Annotated in this window: 15 protein-coding genes and 1 pseudogene; 2 read left to right on the top strand and 14 right to left on the bottom strand. The window is 69.5% G+C overall.

The genetic code is table 11. From position 1 onward, the window contains the following. Positions 1-9: 9 nt before the first annotated feature. The 7 genes and pseudogenes from urtA (D3869_RS33845) to urtA (D3869_RS17285) form a co-directional block, all read right to left on the bottom strand. On the bottom strand, positions 10-1,212 hold the full coding sequence (urtA, locus tag D3869_RS33845; protein WP_175426560.1) for an urea ABC transporter substrate-binding protein: 1,203 nt from the start codon (positions 1,210-1,212) through the stop codon (positions 10-12). A 165-nt stretch (positions 1,213-1,377) separates the two neighbouring features. Further along, positions 1,378-2,430, bottom strand: a pseudogene (locus D3869_RS34630) (methyl-accepting chemotaxis protein); the annotation flags it as partial. A gap of 260 nt (positions 2,431-2,690) precedes the next feature. After that, the gene (gene urtE, locus D3869_RS17265) at positions 2,691-3,380 is read right to left on the bottom strand and encodes an urea ABC transporter ATP-binding subunit UrtE (RefSeq protein WP_137141179.1); all 690 of its coding nucleotides are present in this window, start codon (positions 3,378-3,380) and stop codon (positions 2,691-2,693) included. Positions 3,381-3,395: 15 nt separating this feature from the next. Further along, the gene (gene urtD, locus D3869_RS17270; RefSeq protein WP_137141180.1) at positions 3,396-4,142 is read right to left on the bottom strand and encodes an urea ABC transporter ATP-binding protein UrtD; all 747 of its coding nucleotides are present in this window, start codon (positions 4,140-4,142) and stop codon (positions 3,396-3,398) included. A gap of 13 nt (positions 4,143-4,155) precedes the next feature. Further along, positions 4,156-5,310: an urea ABC transporter permease subunit UrtC gene (gene urtC, locus D3869_RS17275; RefSeq protein WP_137141181.1), complete on the bottom strand. Its 1,155-nt coding sequence runs from the start codon at positions 5,308-5,310 to the stop codon at positions 4,156-4,158. Between the two features lie 13 nt (positions 5,311-5,323). Further along, positions 5,324-6,250 carry an urea ABC transporter permease subunit UrtB gene (urtB, locus tag D3869_RS17280; protein ID WP_109070140.1) on the bottom strand — a complete coding sequence of 309 codons (927 nt, stop codon included), beginning with the start codon at positions 6,248-6,250 and terminating at the stop codon, positions 5,324-5,326. Positions 6,251-6,420: 170 nt separating this feature from the next. After that, positions 6,421-7,695 (bottom strand): urea ABC transporter substrate-binding protein, encoded by a 1,275-nt coding sequence (gene urtA, locus D3869_RS17285; protein ID WP_114858873.1) that lies wholly within the window; start codon positions 7,693-7,695, stop codon positions 6,421-6,423. A 414-nt stretch (positions 7,696-8,109) separates the two neighbouring features. Between urtA (D3869_RS17285) and D3869_RS17290 the strand changes: the two genes are divergently transcribed. Both D3869_RS17290 and D3869_RS17295 read left to right on the top strand, forming a co-directional pair. Then, complete coding sequence (locus tag D3869_RS17290; protein ID WP_137141985.1) at positions 8,110-11,571, top strand: hybrid sensor histidine kinase/response regulator; 3,462 nt, start codon at positions 8,110-8,112, stop codon at positions 11,569-11,571. After that, positions 11,540-12,478, top strand: coding sequence for a response regulator transcription factor (locus tag D3869_RS17295; protein WP_137141182.1), 939 nt, complete (start codon positions 11,540-11,542; stop codon positions 12,476-12,478). Before D3869_RS17290 ends, D3869_RS17295 begins: the two co-directional genes overlap by 32 nt. A gap of 6 nt (positions 12,479-12,484) precedes the next feature. Here D3869_RS17295 and D3869_RS17300 read toward each other — a convergent pair whose 3' ends face one another. The 7 genes from D3869_RS17300 to D3869_RS17330 all read right to left on the bottom strand — a co-directional run bounded on the left by D3869_RS17300 (position 12,485) and on the right by D3869_RS17330 (position 20,073). Further along, entirely contained in the window at positions 12,485-14,161 is a 1,677-nt protein-coding gene (locus tag D3869_RS17300) for a nitric oxide reductase activation protein NorD (protein WP_137141183.1), read from the bottom strand. A 6-nt stretch (positions 14,162-14,167) separates the two neighbouring features. After that, positions 14,168-14,965: a CbbQ/NirQ/NorQ/GpvN family protein gene (locus tag D3869_RS17305; RefSeq protein ID WP_137141184.1), complete on the bottom strand. Its 798-nt coding sequence runs from the start codon at positions 14,963-14,965 to the stop codon at positions 14,168-14,170. 32 nt (positions 14,966-14,997) lie between these two features. After that, a complete protein-coding gene (locus tag D3869_RS17310; protein WP_094307397.1) occupies positions 14,998-16,035 on the bottom strand; it encodes an aliphatic amidase in 1,038 nt (345 codons plus the stop codon). 165 nt (positions 16,036-16,200) lie between these two features. Then, positions 16,201-17,226 (bottom strand): ABC transporter ATP-binding protein, encoded by a 1,026-nt coding sequence (locus D3869_RS17315; RefSeq protein ID WP_137141185.1) that lies wholly within the window; start codon positions 17,224-17,226, stop codon positions 16,201-16,203. Beyond that, positions 17,216-18,223 carry an ABC transporter ATP-binding protein gene (locus D3869_RS17320; RefSeq protein ID WP_137141186.1) on the bottom strand — a complete coding sequence of 336 codons (1,008 nt, stop codon included), beginning with the start codon at positions 18,221-18,223 and terminating at the stop codon, positions 17,216-17,218. The genes D3869_RS17315 and D3869_RS17320 overlap by 11 nt, the downstream gene beginning before the upstream one ends. Next, complete coding sequence (locus D3869_RS17325) at positions 18,220-19,101, bottom strand: ABC transporter permease (protein ID WP_137141187.1); 882 nt, start codon at positions 19,099-19,101, stop codon at positions 18,220-18,222. The genes D3869_RS17320 and D3869_RS17325 overlap by 4 nt, the downstream gene beginning before the upstream one ends. Positions 19,102-19,104: 3 nt before the next feature. Then, on the bottom strand, positions 19,105-20,073 hold the full coding sequence (locus D3869_RS17330) for an ABC transporter permease (protein WP_094307401.1): 969 nt from the start codon (positions 20,071-20,073) through the stop codon (positions 19,105-19,107). Positions 20,074-20,076: the final 3 nt, after the last annotated feature.

Here is a 20,076-nt window from a genome sequence, read left to right on the forward strand (position 1 = left end):
GAGGGGGCCTCAGGCCGCCAGTTCCCGGAAGCCGTCCGGGAAGGGGTTGGGCTCGATCAGGTCCCGGGTCTCGAAGACCACATCGAACTGGCCGTCGCGCCGGGCGCGGCCGATGCGGGTCCGGGTCCACAGGTGATGGTTCTCGTGGATGCGCAAGGCGCCGGCCGGCGCCCCAGCGAACTCGATTCCGGGCGAGGCGGCGACGACGCGCGCCACGTCGAAACTGCCGGCCTTCTCGACCGCCAGCTTCCACAGCCAGGGGCCGAGATAGGCGTTGTGGGTGACGTCGCCGATGACGCTGTCCGCCCCCCACATCGCCTTGAAGGCGGCAACGAAGGCGCGGTTGGCCGGCAGCTCCAGGCTCTGGAAATACTTGGCGCAGGTGAAGGCGCCGGCGATGTAGTCGCCGCCGATGCCCATCATCTCGTCCTCGGTGACGCTGTTGGTCATCAGGATCTGGCGGTCCAGCTCGATCCCGGCGGCCTTGAGCTGCTTGTAGAAGGCAACGTTCGAGCCGCCGACGACGATGGCGTAGACGACGTCGGGCTTGGCCGCCTTGATCCGCGCGACGATGCTCTCGAACCGGGTGTCGCCGAGTTCGGCGTAGTCCTCGCCGACGACGCGGCAGCCCTTGGCCTCGATGTGGCGCCGCGCGATGGCGTTGGACGCGCGCGGCCAGATGTAGTCCGACCCGACGAGGAAGAAGCTCTTCGCCCCCTTCTCGCGCATCACCCAATCGAGACCGGCGAGGATCTGCTGAGTCGCCTCCTGCCCGGTGTAGATGACGTGGCGGGACTGCTCCAGCCCCTCGTAGAAGGTCGGGTAGTAGAGCAGGCCGTCGCGCTTCTCCAGGACCGGCAGCACCTCCTTGCGCGAGGCCGAGGTCCAGCAGCCGAAGATCGCCGCCACCTTGTCCTGCGCCAGCAGCTTGTCGGCGCGGGCCGCGAAGGTCGGCCAATCGCTGGCGCCGTCCTCCTGCACGATCTCGATCCGCCGGCCCAGCACGCCGCCGGCCTCGTTGATCTGCTGGATCGCCAGCATCTCCGCCTGGATCGACCCGCCCTCGCTCAGCGCCATGGTGCCGGTGGCGGAATGGAGGATGCCGACCTTCACCGTCTCGTCGGTGACGGCGATGCCGCTCTTGTTCACCGCCGCGGTCGCCGGCGCGCCCGGCGCCAAGCCCTGGACGCGCCGCGCCGTGCTCGCCGCCATCAGGCGCCCGGCGACCGAGGCGCGGCGGCGCAGCGCCGATTGCAGGCTGACCTCCGCCAGGAAGTTGTTGACCTCGCGGCTCAGCTCGTCGGCGTGGCCGGCAACCTGGGAGGCGACGCCGAGCACCTGCCCGGCCGCCATGCCGGTGTCGGACGCGGCGTCCGACACGCCGACGATGTTGGAGGCCACGCTCTCGGTGCCGCGGGCCGCCTCCTGCACGTTGCGGGCGATCTCGCGGGTGGCCGCCCCCTGCTGCTCGACGGCGGCGGCGATGGCCGAGGCGATCTCGTTGATCTCGGCGATGGTGCCGGCGATGGCGCGGATGGCCTCCACCGCTTCGCCCGTCGCCGACTGGATGGCGCCGACCTGGGTGGCGATGTCCTCCGTCGCCTTGGCGGTCTGGTTGGCCAAGGTCTTGACCTCGCTGGCGACGACGGCGAAGCCCTTGCCGGCCTCCCCCGCCCGCGCCGCCTCGATGGTGGCGTTCAGCGCCAGCAGGTTGGTCTGCCCGGCGATGCCCTGGATCAGCCCGATCACCTGCCCGATCCGCGCGGCGCTGTCGGCGAGGCTCTGCACCACCGCGTCGGTCCGGCGGGTGTCGGCCACCGCCTTGCCAGCGATGGCCGCCGACGAGGCGACCTGCCGGCCGATCTCCTGGATCGAGGCCGACAGCTCCTCGGTCGCCGTCGCCACCGTCTGGACGTTCATCGACGCCTGGGCCGAGGACTGCGACATCGCCGCCGACAGCCGGTTGCTGCGCTCGGCGGTGCCGCTCATTGCGGTGGCGGTGTCGGTCATCTCGCCGGCGGCCGAGGAGACGGTCTGCACCAGCCGGCCGACTTTGCCTTCGAAGTCGCGGGTCAGCGCCTCCAGCCGGGCGGCGCGCTCCTCCGTCGCCTTGCGCTCGGCCTCGCGCTGCGCCTCGTGGGCGGCGCGGGCCTCGGCGGCGGCGGCGATGCGGTCGAGGGCGGCGGCGAGGTCGCGTTGCGGATCGCTCCCCGCGCCCGCCGCATCACCGGCCAGCGCGGCGGCCCGGTCGCCGAGCCGCCGGAGCCCGGCACCCTGGCGGTGGGCCAGCGCGGCGGCGGCGGCGGCCAGCGCGGCCGAGAGGACGAGGCCGGCGGTCGGCACCGCGCTCGACCCGGTCAGCGGCGTCGCCACGGCGGTCAGCAGGGCGACCACGGCGCAGGCGGTGGACGCGGACTTGGCGGACGTCATGGCGCATCCTTCTGTGGTGGAGAGGCGGGGTGCGGGGAGCGCGTGCCCCCACCCCGACCCTCCCCCGCTTTCGCAGGGGAGGGAGAACCAAGTCCCCTCCCCTGCGAAGCGGGGGAGGGTTAAAGCGGATTGCAATCCGCTTTGGACCGCGACGGCGGCCCCGGCCGCACATGCGGCCGAAGCCCGCCGGCAAGTGAGGCGATGTGAGTCTAAAGCGAACGGAAGTTCGCTTTAGGGAGGGGGCAATCCCCGGCTCTGCTCTAGACCGACAGCAGCCGCGCGACCTTCGCCTCGTCGAGCTGGTCGCGGCTGTCCTCGTGGACGATCTCGCCGTTCTCGATCACCAGCACGCGGTCGGCGATGTCGAGCGCGAAGCTCAGCACCTGCTCCGACACGATGATGCTGAGGCCCTTCTCGTCGCGGATGCGGCGCAGGGTGCGGGCCATCTCGCGGATGATCGACGGCTGGATGCCCTCCGTCGGCTCGTCGAGCAGCAGCACCTTCGGCTTGGTGGCGAGCGCGCGGGCGATGGCGAGCTGCTGCTGCTGCCCGCCCGACAGGTTGCCGCCGCGCCGGCCCTTCATCTCCAGCAGCACCGGGAACAGTTCGTACAGGTCGCCCGGCACGCTGCGCCCGCCATGGACGCTGAGCCCCGTCTCGATGTTCTCCTGAACCGTCATGGTCGGGAAGATCATGCGGCCCTGCGGGACGTAGGCGACGCCCTTCGCCACCCGCTCGTAGCTCTTCAGCCCGGTGATCTCGTCGCCGCCGATGCGGATGGCGCCGGAGCGCGCCGGGACGATCCCCATCAGCGACTTCATCAGCGTCGTCTTGCCCATGCCGTTGCGGCCCATGATGGCGACGATCTCGTTGGGCGCCACGGTGAAGTCCAGACCGTGGAGGACCTCGCTCTCGCCGTAGGACACGCGGAGTTGATTGACGGACAGCATCTCTTGATCCCCCGCTCAGTGGCCCAGATAGACTTCGACGACCTTGGGATCGTTCTTCACCCGCTCCATGCTGCCTTCCGACAGGATCTTGCCCTGGTGCAGGACGGTGACGCGGTGGGCGATGTCCTCGACGAACTTCATGTCGTGCTCGATCACCAGCACCGAGCGGTTCTGGATGATGCGGTTCAGCAGTTCGGCGGTCTTCTTGCGCTCGTTCACGCTCATGCCGGCGACCGGCTCGTCGAGCATCAGCAGCTCGGGGTCCTGGATCAGCAGCATGCCGATCTCCAGCCATTGCTTCTGCCCGTGGCTGAGATACTCGGCGCGCTGGTCGAGATGGTCGGACAGGAAGATCATCTCGGCGATCTCGGCCACCCGCTCGCGCACCGCGGCGTCGCGCTTGAAGGCGAGCGCGCCGAACACGCTGCGCCCGCGGGGGTAGGAGATCTCCAGATTCTCGAACACCGTCAGGTCGTCGTAGATCGACGGGTTCTGGAACTTGCGCCCGACGCCGGCCGTGACGATCTGGTGCTCCTTCATCGCGGTCAGTTCCTTGTTGCGGAACTTGATGGAGCCGCCGGACGCCTTGGTCCGCCCGCAGATGAGGTCGAGCACCGTGGTCTTGCCGGCGCCGTTGGGGCCGATGATGACGTGGATCTCGTTGCTGTCGACGTAGAAGGACAGGTCGTTGACCGCCTTGAACCCGTCGAAGGACACGGTCAGCCCTTCGACCGCCAGCAGGTAATCGGTGTTGTTGGCCATGCTCCGTCCCTCCTCAGTCGGCGGCGGTGTGGGGCGGGATGATCGGCGCCGCGGTGGCGGGGATCGTCGTCCGGCCGACGGTCGGGCGGCGCAGCCGCGGGGCGATGTACTGCTGGTAGAGCCCGGCCAGCCCGTTGGGGAACACCATGACCACGCCGATGAACAGGGCGCCCATGGCGAACAGCCACAGCTCCGGGAAGCTCTCCGACAGCATCGTCTTGGCCCAGTTGACCAGCAGCGTGCCGTAGACCGCGCCCAGCAGCGACAGCCGGCCGCCGACCGCGCAGTAGATGACCATCTCGATCGAGGGCACGATGCCGACGAAGGACGGCGACATGAAGCCGACCTGCAGCGTGAACATCGCGCCGCCCACCGCCGACAGCGCCGCGGCGAAGCAGAAGACGAAGATCTTGAAGTTGGCGACGTCGTAGCCGGAGAAGCGGACCCGGTCCTCCTTGTCGCGCAGCGCCACCAGGATGCGCCCGAGCTTGGAGCGGCGGACGTAGAGGCAGAGCAGGATGCAGCCGATCAGCAGCGCCGCGTTGACAAAGTAGAGCACCAGCTTCGCCTCGTCGGTGCGGATGTCCCAGCCCTTCAGCGTGCGCAGGTCGGTGATGCCGTTGATGCCGCCGGTGTAGCCCTGCTGGCCGACGATCAGGATGGTCAGGATGGCGGCGAAGGCCTGGGTGATGATGGCGAAATAGACGCCGCCGACCCGCCGCTTGAACATCGCCAGCCCGACGATGAAGGCGAGCAGCGCCGGAACCGCCACCACCGCGACGATGGAGAAGGTCAGGCTGTGGAACGGCTCCCAGAACCAGGGCAGCGCCGTCAGCTGGTTCCAGTCCATGAAGTCGGGGATGCCGGGGGTGGACTGGATCTTGGTCGCCTCGGGGCTGGAGGCCTCCAGCTTCAGGAACATCGCCATGCAGTAGCCGCCGATGCCGAAGAAGATGCCCTGCCCCAGCGACAGGATGCCGGCGCTGCCCCAGCACAGCACGAGGCCGAGCGCCACGAAGGCATAGGTCAGGTACTTGCCGACCATGTTCAGCCGGAAGATGTCGAGCCCCAGCGGGAGGACGATCACCAGGAGGGCGGCCAGAAGCAGGATGCCCGCGACGCCCCCGTCGATGCGCCCGAGAAGACCGTTTTGAGGGTTGCGCGTCATGGTGATGGACTCCTCAGCGGCGGACTTTGAGGACGAACAGGCCCTGCGGGCGCAGCATCAGGATCACGACGACGGTCAGCAGCGTCAGCACCTTGGCGGTCGAGCCGCTGAGGAAGAACTCCATCGTCGACTGGGCCTGGCTGATGGTGAAGGCCGACGCGATGGTGCCGATCAGGCTCTGGGCGCCGCCGAACACCACCACCAGGAAGGTGTCGACGATGTAGAGCTGGCCCGAAGTCGGACCGGTCGAGCCGACCATCGTGAAGGCGCTGCCCGCCACCCCGGCGATGCCGCAGCCGAGCCCGAAGGTGTAGCGGTCGACCTTCTCGGTGTTGATGCCGACGGCGCCGGCCATCGTGCGGTTCTGCATCACCGCCCGCACGCCCTGGCCCCAGCGCGAGCGGAACATCACGGCGTAGATGACGACGGTGATGGCGATGGTCAGGGCCATGACGAACAGGCCGTTGATCGGCACCTCGATGGTGTCGGTGACGGCGACCGAGCCCATCAGCCAGTCCGGCAGGACCACGCCGACCTCGCGCGCGCCGAAGACCGAACGGAAGACCTGCTGGAGGATCAGGCTCAGCCCCCAGGTCGCCAGCAGCGTGTCGAGCGGGCGGCGGTAGAGGAAGCGGATCATCCCCCATTCCACCAGCATCCCCAGCGCCCCGCTGGCGAAGAAGGCCAGGATCATGGCGATGAAGAAATAGGCCGGAAACAGCGCCGGCACGGTGCTGGAGATGAAGTTGGAGCAGAGATAGGTCACGTAGGCGCCGAGGATCATGAACTCCCCGTGCGCCATGTTGATGACGCCCATCTGCCCGAAGATGATGGCGAGGCCCAGCGCCATCAGCACGAAAACGGAAAAGAGAATGAGCCCCGCGAATCCCTGCATGGCAAAGATCGACCCGAGCTCGGCCAGGCTGTAGCCCTCGAACATGATGGGAACTCCCGTGCGGTGATGCGGCGGAGTGCGGAGGCGGTTGCCCCCTCCCCGACCCTCCCCCTCTTCGAGGGAGAGGGGGCCAACTGCGAAGCGGCGGCCGTCCCCTCTCCCGCGGCAGCGGGGGAGGGTTAGGGAGGGGGCAACCGAAGCCGACGCCCCGCCCCTTACTGGTAGCCCTTCGGGAACGGGTTCGGCTCGATGAGGTCCGCCGTCTCGTAGACGACATCGAACTGGCCGTCCGGACGGGCGCGGCCGACGCGGGTCTTGCTCCACAGGTGATGGTTCCCGTGGACGCGGACATAGCCTTCCGGCGCGCCGCTGAACTCGATGCCTTCCGACGCGACGGCGATCTTGTCGATGTCGAAGCTCTTGGCCTTCTCCACCGTCAGCTTCCACAGCCAGGGGCCGAGATAGCCGGCCTGGGTCACGTCGCCGATGACGCTGTTGGCGCCCCACATCGCCTTGAAGGCGGCGACGAACTTCTCGTTGTTGGGATTCTGCAGCGACTGGAAGTACTTCATGCAGGCGTAGGCGCCGGCGATGTTCTCGCCGCCGATGCCGAGCATCTCGTCCTCGGTGACCGAGATGGTCATCAGCACCTGCTTGTTCAGGTCGATGCCCGCCGCCTTCATCTGCTTGTAGAAGGCGACGTTCGAGCCGCCGACCACCGAGGCGTAGATGACGTCCGGCTTGGTCAGCTTGATCTTGTTGATGACCGAGTTGAACTGGGTGTGGCCGAGCGGGAAATACTCCTCGCCCACCACCTTCTGGCCCTTCATCTCGATGTGCTTGCGGGCGATCTTGTTGGAGGTGCGCGGCCAGATGTAGTCGGAGCCGATGAGGAAAAAGCTCTTGGCGCCCTTCTCCTTCGTCACCCAGTCCAGCCCGGCGAGGATCTGCTGGGTCGCCTCCTGCCCGGTGTAGATGACGTTCTTCGACTGCTCCAGCCCTTCGTAGAAGGTCGGGTAGTAGAGCATGCCGTTGTATTGCTCGAACACCGGCAGCACCGCCTTGCGCGAGGCCGAGGTCCAGCAGCCGAACACCGCCGCCACCTTGTCCTCGACCAGCAGCTTGCGCGCCTTCTCGGCGAAGGTCGGCCAGTCGCTGGCGCCGTCCTCCTGGATCACCTCGATCTTGCGGCCGAGCACGCCGCCCATCTCGTTGATCTGGGCGATGGCCAGCTTCTCGGCCTGGACTGATCCGGTCTCCGAGATCGCCATGGTGCCGGTGGTGGAATGCAGGATGCCGACCTTCACCGTGCTGTCGGTGACCGCCAGCTTCGTCGTGTTGACGGCGTCGGTCGGCAGCGCCTGGGCCAGCGCGCCGCGCGGCAGCAGCCCGACGGCCGGCAGCGCCGCCATGCCGAGGAGGAGCTTGCGGCGGAGCGGCGACGGCAGCCCGCCAACGGGCTTGCCCGCATCAAACTTGTCTGAGGACATGAAACCTCCTGATGTTCGCCGTTGTCGCCTTGCAACGACGGCGCGCAACCGGGCGCGGCCGTCGGACAGGCGGTGTTTTTTGGGGGGTGGGCGGAACGTTCCGCGTTAGGACAGCCCGATGGTTGGCCGAACAGTGCATCGCAGCAATACGTGGATTTGCGTATAGGGGCGCCGGTCGGCAAATCGTTATAAAATCGCGGGAGACTGGAACCGCCCGAGCGCCCGCAACCACCCGGAAGCGAGTGGAACAGTTGCCTCCACCCGCAAGAAACGACGTGATTCAACTCTGTTGTCTGGCTGATCTGTTCCTGACAGACTGGCGGGGACGCAGGATTTATTAGCGAAAATGCCCGGAAACAGGGTCAAGAAACAATCAGTTAGACAAACATATCCTCAGGAGGGTGAATGGGGCCGATGGCGGGGCGCCAGAGGGTGGTCGCGATCCGGCGGACCTACAACCGGTGGGTCGCCAACCAGACGCTGGAGGATTACGCGCTGCGCTTCACCGCGCGGAAGGCGCGGCGGTGGTCGCCGTTGCGCGTCGCCAACACCGCGCTCGGCTCGATCTCCTTCCTGGCGCTGGAGGCCATCGGCGGGGCGATCACGCTGAGCTACGGATTCACCAACGCGGCCCTCGCCATCCTGGCCGCCGCCGTCCTGATCTTCGCCAGCGCGCTGCCGATCAGCTACTACGCCAGCCGCTACGGCGTGGACATGGACCTGCTGACGCGCGGCGCCGGCTTCGGCTACATCGGCTCCACCATCACGTCGCTGATCTACGCCTCCTTCACCTTCATCTTCTTCGCCATCGAGGCGGCGATCATGGCGACCGCGCTGGAGATGGTCTTCGGCCTGCCGCTCGCCGCCGGCTACGTCGTCAGCTCGCTTCTGGTCATCCCGCTGGTCGCCTACGGCTTCACCGTCATCAGCCGCCTCCAGCTGTGGACCCAGCCGCTGTGGCTGGCGCTGCACGCCCTGCCCTTCCTGTTTATCGCCGTCCAGGACCGCGAGGCCTTCAGCGCCTGGACCAGCTTCACCGGCCAGGCGGCGGAGGCGGGCGGCGCCTTCGACCTGATGCTGTTCGGCGCGGCGGCGTCGGTGGTGTTCTCCCTGCTGGCGCAGATCGGCGAGCAGGTCGATTTCATCCGTTTCCTGCCCTACGACCCCGCCGCCACCGGCGCCAAGCGGCTGCGCTGGTGGGCGGCGCTGGTGGCCGCCGGGCCGGGCTGGATCGTCATAGGCACGATCAAGCTGCTGCTCGGCTCCTTCCTGGTGGTGCTGGCGCTGCAGAACGCCGTGCCGCTGGAGATGGCGGCGGAGCCGACGCGGATGTACCTCGTCGCCTTCCAGTACGTGACGCCGTCGCCGCAGCTCGCCCTCGGCCTGACCGGTCTGTTCGTCGTGCTGTCGCAGCTCAAGATCAACGTCACCAACACCTACGCCGGCTCCATCGCCTGGTCGAACTTCTTCTCGCGCCTGACCCACAGCCATCCCGGCCGGGTGGTGTGGGTGGTGTTCAACGTCGTCATCGGTCTGATGCTGATGGAACTCGGCATCTACAAGACGCTGGAGCCGGTGCTCGGCCTCTATTCCAGCGTCGCCGCCTCCTGGATCGGCGCGCTGGTCGCCGATCTGGTGGTGAACAAGCCGCTGGGCCTCAGCCCGCGCCACGTCGAGTTCAAGCGCGCCCACCTCTACGACATCAACCCGGTGGGCGTCGGCGCCATGCTGCTGGCGACGGTGCTGTCGATGCTGGCCTTCCTCGACGCGCTGGGGCCGACGCTGAGGGTCTGCGCGCCCTTCCTCGCCTTCGGCACCGCCTTCGTCGCGGCCCCCGCCATCGCCTGGGCGACGCGCGGCGGCACCTACATCGCGCGCCGCCCCTTCGACGACTGGAACGGCGAGGAGGCGATCCGCTGCTGCATCTGCCAGCACGCCTTCGAGACGGAGGACATGGCCCACTGCCCGATCTATGCCGGGGCCATCTGCTCGCTCTGCTGCTCGCTGGACGCCCGCTGCGGCGACGGCTGCAAGACCGACGCCCGGCTGGGCGTACAGTTGCGCCGCGCGCTGGACGCCGTGTTGCCACCGCGGGCGGCGACGGCGCTGAAGGCGCGGCTCGGCCATTATCTGGGCGTCCTGCTGATGCTGGCGCTGGCGGTCGGCGCGGTGCTGGCGCTGGTCTATGTCGAGGTCGCCTCCGTCAACGCCGAGGCGCAGGCGCTGATCGGCAGCACGCTGTGGAAGGTCTTCTTCATCCTGATGATCGTCGCCGGCGTCGCCACCTGGCTGTTCGTCCTGGCCCGCGAGAGCCGCAAGGTGGCGCAGGAGGAGACGCAGAAGCAGACCGCCCTGCTGATCCGGGAGATCGAGGCCCACGAGCGCACCGACGCCCAGCTCCAGAAGGCCAAGGAGGCGGCGGAGGCGGCGAACCTCGCCAAGAGCCGCTATCTGGTCGGCATCGGCCACGAGTTCCGCACGCCGCTGAGCGCCATCTTCGGCTATGCGCAGATCCTGGAGCGCGACCCCGCCATGCCGCCGCACCGGGTCGACGCCGTCCGCGTCATCCGGCGCAGCGCCGAGCATCTGGCCGGCCTGCTCGACGGGCTGCTCGACGTGTCGAAGATCGAAAGCGGCCGGCTGCAGTTGAACCGCGGAGAGGTGCGCTTCGGCGACCTGCTCGACCAGCTTGTCGGCATGTTCCACCTGCAGGCGGAGGCCAAGGGCATCGCCTTCCGCTTCGACGCGCCGGAGGACCTGCCGCCGGTCGTCTTCACCGACGAGGGGCGCATCCGCCAGATCCTCATCAACCTGCTGTCCAACGCCATCAAGTTCACCGATTCCGGCTCGGTCTGCCTGCGCGTGCGCCACCGCAGCCAGATCGCCGAGTTCGAGGTGGAGGACACCGGCCCCGGCATCGCCGAGGCCGACCGCGAGCGCATCTTCGAACCGTTCGAGCGCGGGTCGGCCGCCAACCCGATGGTGCCCGGCATGGGCCTCGGCCTGACCATCACCAAGCTGCTGACCGAGGTGATGGGCGGCGAGATCACCGTGACCAGCACGCCCGGCAAGGGCAGCCTGTTCCGGGTGCGGCTGATGATGTCGGCGGCGATGCTGTCCAACGCCGCCAGCCAGCCCGACCACCCGATCCGGGGCTATCGCGGGCCGCGCCTGACCGTGCTGGTCACCGACGACGACCTCGCCCACCGCAACCTGCTGGCCGATCTGCTGGCGGAGCTGGGCTTCACCGTGTTCAAGGCGACCGACGGGCCGAACTGCCTCGCCATGGCGGAGCTGCACCGGCCGGACATCCTGCTGCTCGACATCTCCATGCCCGGCATGAACGGGCTGGAGGTGGCGCGGCGCCTGCGCGCCGCCGGCCACAGCGACACCACCATCATTCTGGTGTCCGCCGACACGCGGGAGGACCGCTCCGGTCCCGGCGCCGACGGTGACCAGCCCCACGACGGATTCGCCGCCAAGCCGGTGTCCATCCCGAAACTGCTGGCCTGCATCGGCCGGCTGCGCGGCATTGAATGGGAGTACGAGGCGCCGGCCGACACCGACGCCGGACCGCCGGTCTTCGCCCCCTCGGAGCTGCCGCCGCAGCACCACATCGCCGAGCTGATCCATCTCGGCCGCATCGGCTACGTGCGCGGCATGCAGGCCAAGCTCGCCGAGATCGCCGCCGCCCATCCCGAGCTGGAGCGCTTCGTCGGCCGGATGCGCACGCTCGTCAGCAATTACGACCTCAACCAGTATATGGCCGCGCTGGAGGCGGTGTACCGCGATGACAGCCATGACAGCTCCCGCCATGACAAACCCCGCCATGACGAGTCCAGCCATGACGATGAAATCCGTAACCAAACCGCGTGACGTCGTCCTCGTCGTCGACGATTCACCCGAAGCCCTCAGCTTCCTGACCGACGCGCTGGAGGAAGCCGGGGTGACCGTGCTGGTGGCGCTGGACGGCCGCAAGGCGCTGGCCCTGCTGGAGCAGGTGACCCCCGACGTGATCCTGATGGACGCCATCATGCCGGGGCTGGACGGCTTCGAAACCTGCCGTCACCTCAAGCGCAGCAGCCAGGTCGCCCATGTCCCGGTCATCTTCATGACCGGCCTGACCGAGACGGAGCACATCCTGAAGGGCTTCGCCGCCGGCGGGGTCGATTACGTCACCAAGCCCATCGTCGCCGAAACCCTGATCGCCCGCATGTACGCCCACCTCGCCAACGCCCGCGTCGCCCAGAGCACGCGGGCGGCGCTGGACGTCACCGGCCGCACCCTGCTGGCCGCCAACCACCGGGGCGAGGTGCTGTGGTGCACGCCGCAGACCACCCGTATGCTGGAGGCCGCCTTCGGCACCGCCAGGGATAGCGGTGTGTCCCTGCCGGAGGAGGCGCGGCGCTGGCTGGCCGACCGTCAGGCCGGCGGGCCGGGGCGCAAGGCCGACAGCGTGGTGATCGCCACCGGCGCGGACGGCCGCCGCCTGCGCCTGAGCCCGGTCGGCCAGACCGGCCCCGACGAAATCCTCCTGCAACTGGCCGAGGAGACGGGCGCCGGCGAGGACACGCAGCTCAAGGACAAGCTGTCGCTGACCCCGCGCGAGGCGGAGGTGCTGATGTGGGTCGCCAACGGCAAGCCCAACCGCGACATCGCCGAAATCCTCGGCCTCAGCCCGCGCACGGTCGACAAGCATCTGGAGCAGATCTACGCGAAGCTCGGCGTCGAGAACCGCGCCGCCGCCGCCGCGATGGCGGTGCGGGCGCTGAACGGCCGGTAGGGGGCCTCAGCCGGTCAGCCGGACATAGACGGATGGCAGGATCTCGGGCAATCGCTCCACCCGGTCGACCGGCAGCACGTTGCGCCGGCCGAAGATGCGGTGATGCGTTTGCGGATCGCCGCCCAGCGCCACGCAGACCACGTCGATGCCCCGCCCGGCCAGCTCCCGCACCGCTTTGCGGGCGTCCTCCACCAGATGGCGGGGATCGGGGCAGTCGATGTCGGACGGCTCGCCGTCGGTGACCAGCAGCAGCAGGCGGCGCAGCGTCGGCTGGGCGGCGAGCGTCGCGCCGGCGTGGCGGATCGCCGCCCCCATCCGCGTCGACCAGCGCCCGTCCAGCCCGGCGAGGCGCCCGCGCGCCGCTGCGTCGTAGGGCTCGGTGAAGCGCTTGACCGGCAGCCAGTGCACCGCCTCCCGCCCGTCGGAACGGAAGGCCGCCAGGGCGAAGCGGTCGCCGGCCGCGGTCAGCGCGCCGGCCAGAAGGTCGGCCGACCGGCGCTCGAGGTCCAGCACCGTGCCGTCCCCCGCCGGGTCGTTGGCCGGGTCGTTGGTGGAGTGCGACGCGTCGAGCAGCAGCAGCACCGACAGGTCGCGGCCCCGCCGCCGCACCCGCCGGTGGACCCGCATGTCCGGAGCATGGCCCTGGCGGCGGGCCGCGCTTGCCGCGATGCAGGCGTCGAGGTCGAGGTCGTCACCCTCCCGCTGCCGCCGCAGCCGCTCCGGCCGCGCCACCACCGCGTGGCGGACCAGGGCGCGGACCCGGCCGACGAGCCGAGGATCGGCGGGCGCGTCCGTCGGCGGCCGTTGCTCCGGCACACACTCGACCAGCTGGACGAAGTCGGGCCGGTGCAGGGCGATGCGGTGGTCCCATTCCGGGTAGCGCGCCACCGGCCGCAGCGCGGCGGTTTCGGCGACGGGAAGCGGGGCCGGCGACGGCGACGCCTGCGGCGGTCCGTTTCGGCGATGGCCCTCCCCCTCCGCGGGCTCAGGCCGAACCGCCTCCAGCGGATCGTCGACGTCGCGCGGCGGCTCCGGCGGGGTGTCGTACAGCCAAAGGCCGCCGTTGTCGTCGCGGTAGGCGGGGTCGACGCGGTGCCCCCGGATGTTGACCTGGACTCGCGTCTTGCCGAGGTCGCCGGCGAGATCGCCGCCGAGCGCCAAGCTGAAACCCGGATCGTCCCAGCGGTCCGGCCGCTCGAAGAACAGCCGCTGCCCCTTGTCGACCCAGGCGTTGCCGTCCCGGTAGCCGGCGTCAAAGAGGGCACGCGCCAGCCGCTCCAACAGGTCCGCCGCCATCAGGGACGGCGAGGGTTCAACCCGATGGAACGGCGCCCACAACCGCCGCAGTCCGGGAAGGCGCCGCATCGCCAGATGCTCGACCCGCGCGTCCTCGACCAGCGAGACGACGATGGTCAGCAGGGGCTTCAGCCCTTTGGCCGGCCAGGGGCGCGAGAACATGCGGTGCGCCCCGACATGCGCCAGCGCCGCCCGGTAGAGGTCCAGGGACGGCCAGACCGCCGGCAGCCGGACGAGGTCGGCGTCGAAGCGGGGCCGCAGCGCTGCCGGCTCGCCCTCCCCGACCAGGGACCGCAAGGGCGGATCGCTTCCCCACAGCGCCGCCCCATAGGCCCTCAGCCGCCGCTCGACATCGGCCAGGGCGATTTCGCCGCCGACACCGTCCATCGCCGGTCAGAAGCAGGCGCCGACCGCCGCCGCCAGCGCGTCGCGCAGGTCGGGGTCGTCGGTCAGCGGCAGGACGATGGCCATCCGGCAGGCGGCCTCGGGCGCGACGCCGCGGGCGATCAGCCGGCCGGCGTGGATCAGCATGCGGGTTGACGCGCCCTCCTCCAGCCCGCGGCCGCGCAGGTTGCGGCTGCGCTCGGCCACCGCGACGACACGCCGGGCCACCTGCGGTTCGATCCCGGCCTCGTGCGCGACGATCTCGGCTTCGACGGCGGCCGTCGGATAACCGAACTCCAGCGCGGCGAAGCGCTGCTTGGTCGATTCCTTCAAGTCCTTCGTCACGCTCTGGTAGCCGGGGTTGTAGGCGATGACGAGCTGGAAGTCAGGATGGGCGGTCAGCAGCTCGTTCCGCTTGTCGAGCGGCAGCGCCCGCCGGTCGTCGGTCAGGGGATGGATGACGACCGTGGTGTCGGCGCGCGCCTCCACGACCTCGTCGAGGTAGCAGATGGCGCCGTGGCGCACCGCCAGGGTCAGCGGCCCGTCCTGCCACACCGTCCCCTCCGCCTCCAGCAGGTAGCGGCCAACAAGGTCGGAGGCGGTCAGATCCTCGTTGCAGGCCACGGTGACGAGCGGCCGACTGAGCCGCCAGGCCATGTGCTCGACGAAGCGGGTCTTGCCGCAGCCGGTCGGCCCCTTCAGCATCACCGGCAGGCGGTCGGCGTGGGCCGCCTCGAACAGGGCGATCTCGTCGCCGGCCGGGCGGTAATAGGGTTCCCGCGCGATCCGGTGGGTGTGGAGCGCCATGATCCGCCTTTCGCGATGCGAGTGCCAGGGCGTCAGCGGTGTGCCGGCTCGTCCGCCGGGATGCCGTCGATCGGGCATTCGGGTGTGCCGACCGTCGGGCGGGTGAAGGATTCCACCATGGCCCGCGTGCCCTCGGGATCGCTCACCCACTGGCGGTAGAAGTCGTAGGGGCAGGTCGCCTCCCCCTTCACCCCGTCGTGGCTGTTGATCATGCCGGTGTAGCCGCGGTGGACCAGCTTGAAGAGGTGGTTCTCCGACTGCCCGTTCTTGCGGAAGTCGCGGATCAGCGACTTGGAGAGCTGGGCGTACTGGATTCCGTACTCCTCCTCGCCGCATTCGCCCAGCGTGCGACCGTCGAAGCCGACAATGGCGGAATGGCCGAAATAGGAATAGACGCCGTCGAAACCGGCGGCGTTGGCCACCGCGACATAAGTGTTGTTGGCCCAGGCCATGGCCTTGGCCATCAGCACCTGCTGGTCCTTGGCCGGGTACATGTAGCCCTGGCAGCGGACGATCAGTTCCGCCCCCTTCATGGCGCAGTCGCGCCAGATCTCCGGGTAATTGCCGTCGTCGCAGATGATCAGGCTGACCTTCAGCCCCTTCGGCCCCTCCGACACGTAGGTGCAGGTGCCGGGGTACCAGCCCTCGATCGGAACCCAGGGCATGATCTTGCGGTACTTTTGCACGATCTCGCCCTGGTCGTTCATCAGGATCAGCGTGTTGTAGGGCGCCTTGTGCGGGTGCTCCTCGTGCCGCTCGCCGGTCAGGGAGAAGACGCCCCACACCTTGGCCTTGCGGCAGGCCGCGGCGAAAATCTCCGTCTCGTCGCCGGGGATGGTCGCGGCGGTCTCGTACATCTCCTTGGAATCATACATGATCCCATGGGTGGAATATTCGGGGAAGATCACGAGGTCGAGGCCGGGCAGGCCCGTCTTCATGCCGATCAGCATGTCGGCGATCTTCTGCGCGTTCTCCAGCACCTCCGCCTTGGTGTGAAGGCGCGGCATCTTGTAATTGACGACGGCGACGCCGACGGTGTCGTTGCTGCTGGTGATATCGCCGTGGATCATCTCGATCTCCCTGCGTGACGGGGGCATGGGGCGGCGCGCGCGGGAAGCGGGTTCGACATCCGGCTTCCGCATTGTTTTCGCACGCTTCTTCGTCCCGACCGATCATCGGGGAGCGGCTGGTGGACGGGAATACGCGATTCCCCGTATGGCCGGTCAGCCCCCGGGTCAACCCAAAGGCGGCGTCCCACCCTCCGCGAAATGGCAGGCGACGAGGTGGCCCGGCGACAGCGCCCGCGTCGCTGGCGCCTCGCGCCGGCAGAGATCGGCGGCGATCGGGCAGCGGGTGTGGAAGCGGCAGCCCGATGGCAGCTCGTAGGGGCTGGGCGTGTCGCCGGTCAATCCCGGTCCGGGAGGAGCGGCGCCGTCGTCGATCCGTGGGGCCGCGTCGAGCAGGGCGCGGGTGTAGGGATGCGCGGGCCGGCGCCACAGGCTGTCGCGGCCGCCCAGCTCGACGATCCGGCCGAGATACATCACCGCCACCCGGTCGGAGATGTGCTCCACGACCGACAGGTCATGGCCGATGAACAGGAAGCTGACTCCCAGCGTGCGCTGGAGGTCGGTCAGCAGATTGAGGATCTGCGCCTGGACCGAGACGTCGAGCGCCGAGACGGGTTCGTCGAGGACCACGACCTTCGGTTCCAGCGCCAGCGCGCGGGCGATGCCGATGCGCTGGCGCTGCCCGCCGGAGAACTCGTGAGGCCGGCGCTGCGCCGCCTCGGGCGGCAGCCCGACCTTGCCCAGCAGGTCGGCGACGCGCGCGCGCCGTTCGGCGCGGCTGCCGATGCCATGGATCTCCAGCGGCTCAGCCAGCAGGTCGCCGACCGTCCAGCGCGGATCGAGCGAGGCCGCCGGGTCCTGCAACACCATCTGGAGGTCGCGCCGCGCCGCGCGCATCCGCCGCCGCGAGGCGTGGGTGATGTCCGTGTCCCCCAGCCGGATGGTGCCGGCGCTGGGGTCGAGCAGCCGGACCACCGCCCGCGCCAGCGTCGATTTCCCGCAGCCGGATTCACCGACGATCCCCAGCGTCTCGCCGGGCGCCAGTTCGAAGGACACGTCGTCGAGCGCATGGACGACGCCGCGCGCCGTCCGGTACTCGACGGACAGCCCGCTCACCCGCAGCACCGGGGCGGCGGCGGTGGAGGCTCCGGTGGTGGCAACCGCGGGCGTGGCGAGGGCGGCGTCAGACGGCATGGGTCTCTCCCGCGTGATGGCAGGCGACGAGGCCGCTTCCGGCCCGGCGCGGCGGCGGAACGGCCTGGACGCAGCGCTCGTCGGCCAGCGCGCAGCGCGGAGCGAAGGCGCAGCCGGCGGGCATGGCCGCCAGCGCCGGAACGGTTCCGGGAATCTCGGCCAGACGCTGCCGCTCGGCACCGGCCGGTCCGGCGCCCGCCCGCGGCTGCGCGGCGATCAGGCCGCGCGTGTAGGGGTGGAGGGGATCGGCGAAGAGGTCGCGGGTGTCGCGCTCCTCCACCTTGCGGCCGGCATACATCACCAGCACGCGGTCGACGTAGCGCGACACCACGCCGAGGTCGTGGGTGATGAAGACCACGGCCGTGCCCTGCTCTCGCCGCAACTCGTCGATCAGGCCGAGGATCTGCGCCTGGATGGTGACGTCGAGCGCTGTGGTCGGCTCGTCGGCGACCAGCACGGCCGGGGCGCCGGCCAGCGCCATGGCGATCATCACCCGCTGGCGCATGCCGCCCGACAGGCGGTGCGGGTATTCGGCGAAGCGGCGCTCCGGATCGGGGATGCGCACCCGCTCCAGCAGGGCCAGAGTCCGCTCCCGCGCCGCCTTGCGGCTGACCGGCTCGTGTTCGAGGATGGCTTCCATGATCTGCTCGCCCACGGTCAGCACCGGGTTGAGCGCGGTCATCGGCTCCTGGAAGATCATCGCGATGCGGGCGCCGCGCACCCGCCGCAGCGCCGCCTCGTCAAGCGCCAGCAGGTCACGGCCCTCCAGCCGCACCGTGCCGCCGGTCACACGGCCCGGCGGCGGCAGGAGGCCGAGCAGCGCCAGCGCGGTCAGCGACTTGCCGCAGCCGCTCTCGCCGACGATGGCCAGCATCTCGCCGCTCTTGACCGAAAAGGACAACTCGCGCACCGCCGGCAGCAGGCCGCGGCGGTTCTGGAAGCCGATCGACAGGCCATCGACGGCCAGGACCGGCTCGCTCGGCATGGGTTCGCTCATCGCCGCTCCCCCTTCGTGTTCAGCACATCGTTCAGGCCGTCGCCCAGCAGGTTCAGCGCCAGCACGGCGATGACGATGGCGACGCCGGGGATGGCGGCGACGTGCGGATCGGTGCGGATCGTCTCGCGCCCCGCCCCGACCATGCCGCCCCAGCTCACCACATTCGGATCGCCGAGCCCGAGGAAGGACAGCGAGGATTCGGTGAGGATGGCGGTGGCCACCAGGATCGAGGCCGACACGATCACCGGCGCCAGCGCGTTCGGCAGGATATGCCGGAAGATGATGCGGGCGTCGGACGCGCCGAGGATGATCGAGGCCTGCGCCAGCTCGCTGTTGCGCAGGCGCAGCACCTCCGCACGGACCAGCCGCGCCAGCCCCGACCAGGAGGTGATGCCGATGGCCGCGGTGATGGTGGCGATGGACGGTTGAAGGATGGCGACCAGCGCCAGCGTGAACAGGAAGGGCGGGATGGTCTGGAACAGCTCGGTCACCCGCATCAGCGCCCGGTCGATCCGCCCGCCGTAATAGCCGGAGAGCGAACCGATGCCGATGCCGATCACCAGCGACACCAGAGCCGCCACCCCGCCGATCAGCAGCGAGACGCGGGCGCCGTGGAAGATGCCCGACGCCAGGTCGCGGCCCATCATGTCGGTGCCGAGCGGGAACGCGGCGTCCTCGCCGGGACGCAGCAGCGGCATCCCGGCCATGTCCAGCGGGTCGCCGGAGAAGGCGATGTCGGCGAAGGCCGCCATGGCGAGGATGCCGGCCAGCAGGATCAGGCCGAGCAGCGCCGACGGGCGGCGCAGCAGCCGTCCGACGGTGGTGTCGCGGAAATCCCGCCGCGGCGTGGGTAGGGAGACAGTCTCGGGAAGCGCCATCGGTCAGTTGAGTTCAATGCGCGGGTCGAGCAGCGTGTAGACGAGATCGACCGCGATGTTGACGAGGACCACGACCACCGACGAGCAGAAGAGGATGCCGAGCAGCAGGTTGAGGTCGCGCTGGAACAGGGCGGCGAAGGCCAGCCGGCCCAGCCCCGGCCAGGAGAACACCGTCTCGACCAGCACCGCCCCGCCGAGGATGGAGCCGAGCTGCACGCCGAGCGTGGTGACGATCGGCAGCAGGGCGTTGCGCAGCACGTGGCGCCAGGCGATGCGGCGGGGCCGCACCCCTTTGGCCCGTGCGGTGCGGACGAAGTCCTGGCCGTAGACCTCCAGCATCGCCGCCCGCATCAGCCGGGCGTAGATGGCGAGGTAGAACAGCCCGAGCGTCACCGCGGGCAGCACCAGATGCAGCGCCACGTCGCCGACCAGGGCGAGGCCGCTCAGGTTGGCCTCGACGCTGGTCATGCCGCCGACCGGCAGCCAGTCCAGCATGACGGAGAAGACGACGATCAGCATGATGCCGACCCAGAAGACCGGCGTGGCGTAGAACAGCAGCGCCACGATGGAGATCACCGTGTCGGTCAGCTTGCCCGCCCGCCGCGCGGCGAGGAATCCCAGCGAGCAGCCGGCGACCAGAGCGAAGCCGATGGCGGTCCCCATCAGCAGCAGCGTCGCCGGCAGGCGCTGAAGGATCAGCTCCGACACCGGCAGCGACTGGCGGAAGGAATAGCCGAGGTCGAAGGTCACCAGATTGCCGAGATAGCGGAGGAACTGGACGTAGAGCGGCTGGTCCAGCCCGAACTGCCGCCGCAGCGCCTCCATATACTCCGGCGTCGCCGCCCCGGACTCCCCCGCCAGCACCTGGGCCGCGTCGCCGGGCGCCAGATGCAGCAGGAAGAAATTGATCAGCGCGATGCCCAGGAGCACGAAGACCACCTGGGCGGCGCTGCGCCTGAGATAGGTCAGCACGGC

The organism is Azospirillum brasilense (assembly GCF_005222205.1).
Lineage (GTDB): Bacteria > Pseudomonadota > Alphaproteobacteria > Azospirillales > Azospirillaceae > Azospirillum > Azospirillum brasilense_G.

Coding starts and splice junctions, on each gene's coding strand:
- urtC (WP_137141181.1), bottom strand. CDS start 5,310: ATGACGCGCAACCCTCAAAACGGTCTTCTCGGGCGCATCGACGGGGGC.
- urtA (WP_175426560.1), bottom strand. CDS start 1,212: ATGGCGGCGAGCACGGCGCGGCGCGTCCAGGGCTTGGCGCCGGGCGCG.
- D3869_RS17320 (WP_137141186.1), bottom strand. CDS start 18,223: ATGAGCGAACCCATGCCGAGCGAGCCGGTCCTGGCCGTCGATGGCCTG.
- urtB (WP_109070140.1), bottom strand. CDS start 6,250: ATGTTCGAGGGCTACAGCCTGGCCGAGCTCGGGTCGATCTTTGCCATG.
- D3869_RS17305 (WP_137141184.1), bottom strand. CDS start 14,965: ATGGCGCTCCACACCCACCGGATCGCGCGGGAACCCTATTACCGCCCG.
- D3869_RS17310 (WP_094307397.1), bottom strand. CDS start 16,035: ATGATCCACGGCGATATCACCAGCAGCAACGACACCGTCGGCGTCGCC.
- urtD (WP_137141180.1), bottom strand. CDS start 4,142: ATGGCCAACAACACCGATTACCTGCTGGCGGTCGAAGGGCTGACCGTG.
- D3869_RS17295 (WP_137141182.1), top strand. CDS start 11,540: ATGACGATGAAATCCGTAACCAAACCGCGTGACGTCGTCCTCGTCGTC.
- D3869_RS17315 (WP_137141185.1), bottom strand. CDS start 17,226: ATGCCGTCTGACGCCGCCCTCGCCACGCCCGCGGTTGCCACCACCGGA.
- urtE (WP_137141179.1), bottom strand. CDS start 3,380: ATGCTGTCCGTCAATCAACTCCGCGTGTCCTACGGCGAGAGCGAGGTC.
- urtA (WP_114858873.1), bottom strand. CDS start 7,695: ATGTCCTCAGACAAGTTTGATGCGGGCAAGCCCGTTGGCGGGCTGCCG.
- D3869_RS17300 (WP_137141183.1), bottom strand. CDS start 14,161: ATGGACGGTGTCGGCGGCGAAATCGCCCTGGCCGATGTCGAGCGGCGG.
- D3869_RS17325 (WP_137141187.1), bottom strand. CDS start 19,101: ATGGCGCTTCCCGAGACTGTCTCCCTACCCACGCCGCGGCGGGATTTC.
- D3869_RS17290 (WP_137141985.1), top strand. CDS start 8,110: ATGGCGGGGCGCCAGAGGGTGGTCGCGATCCGGCGGACCTACAACCGG.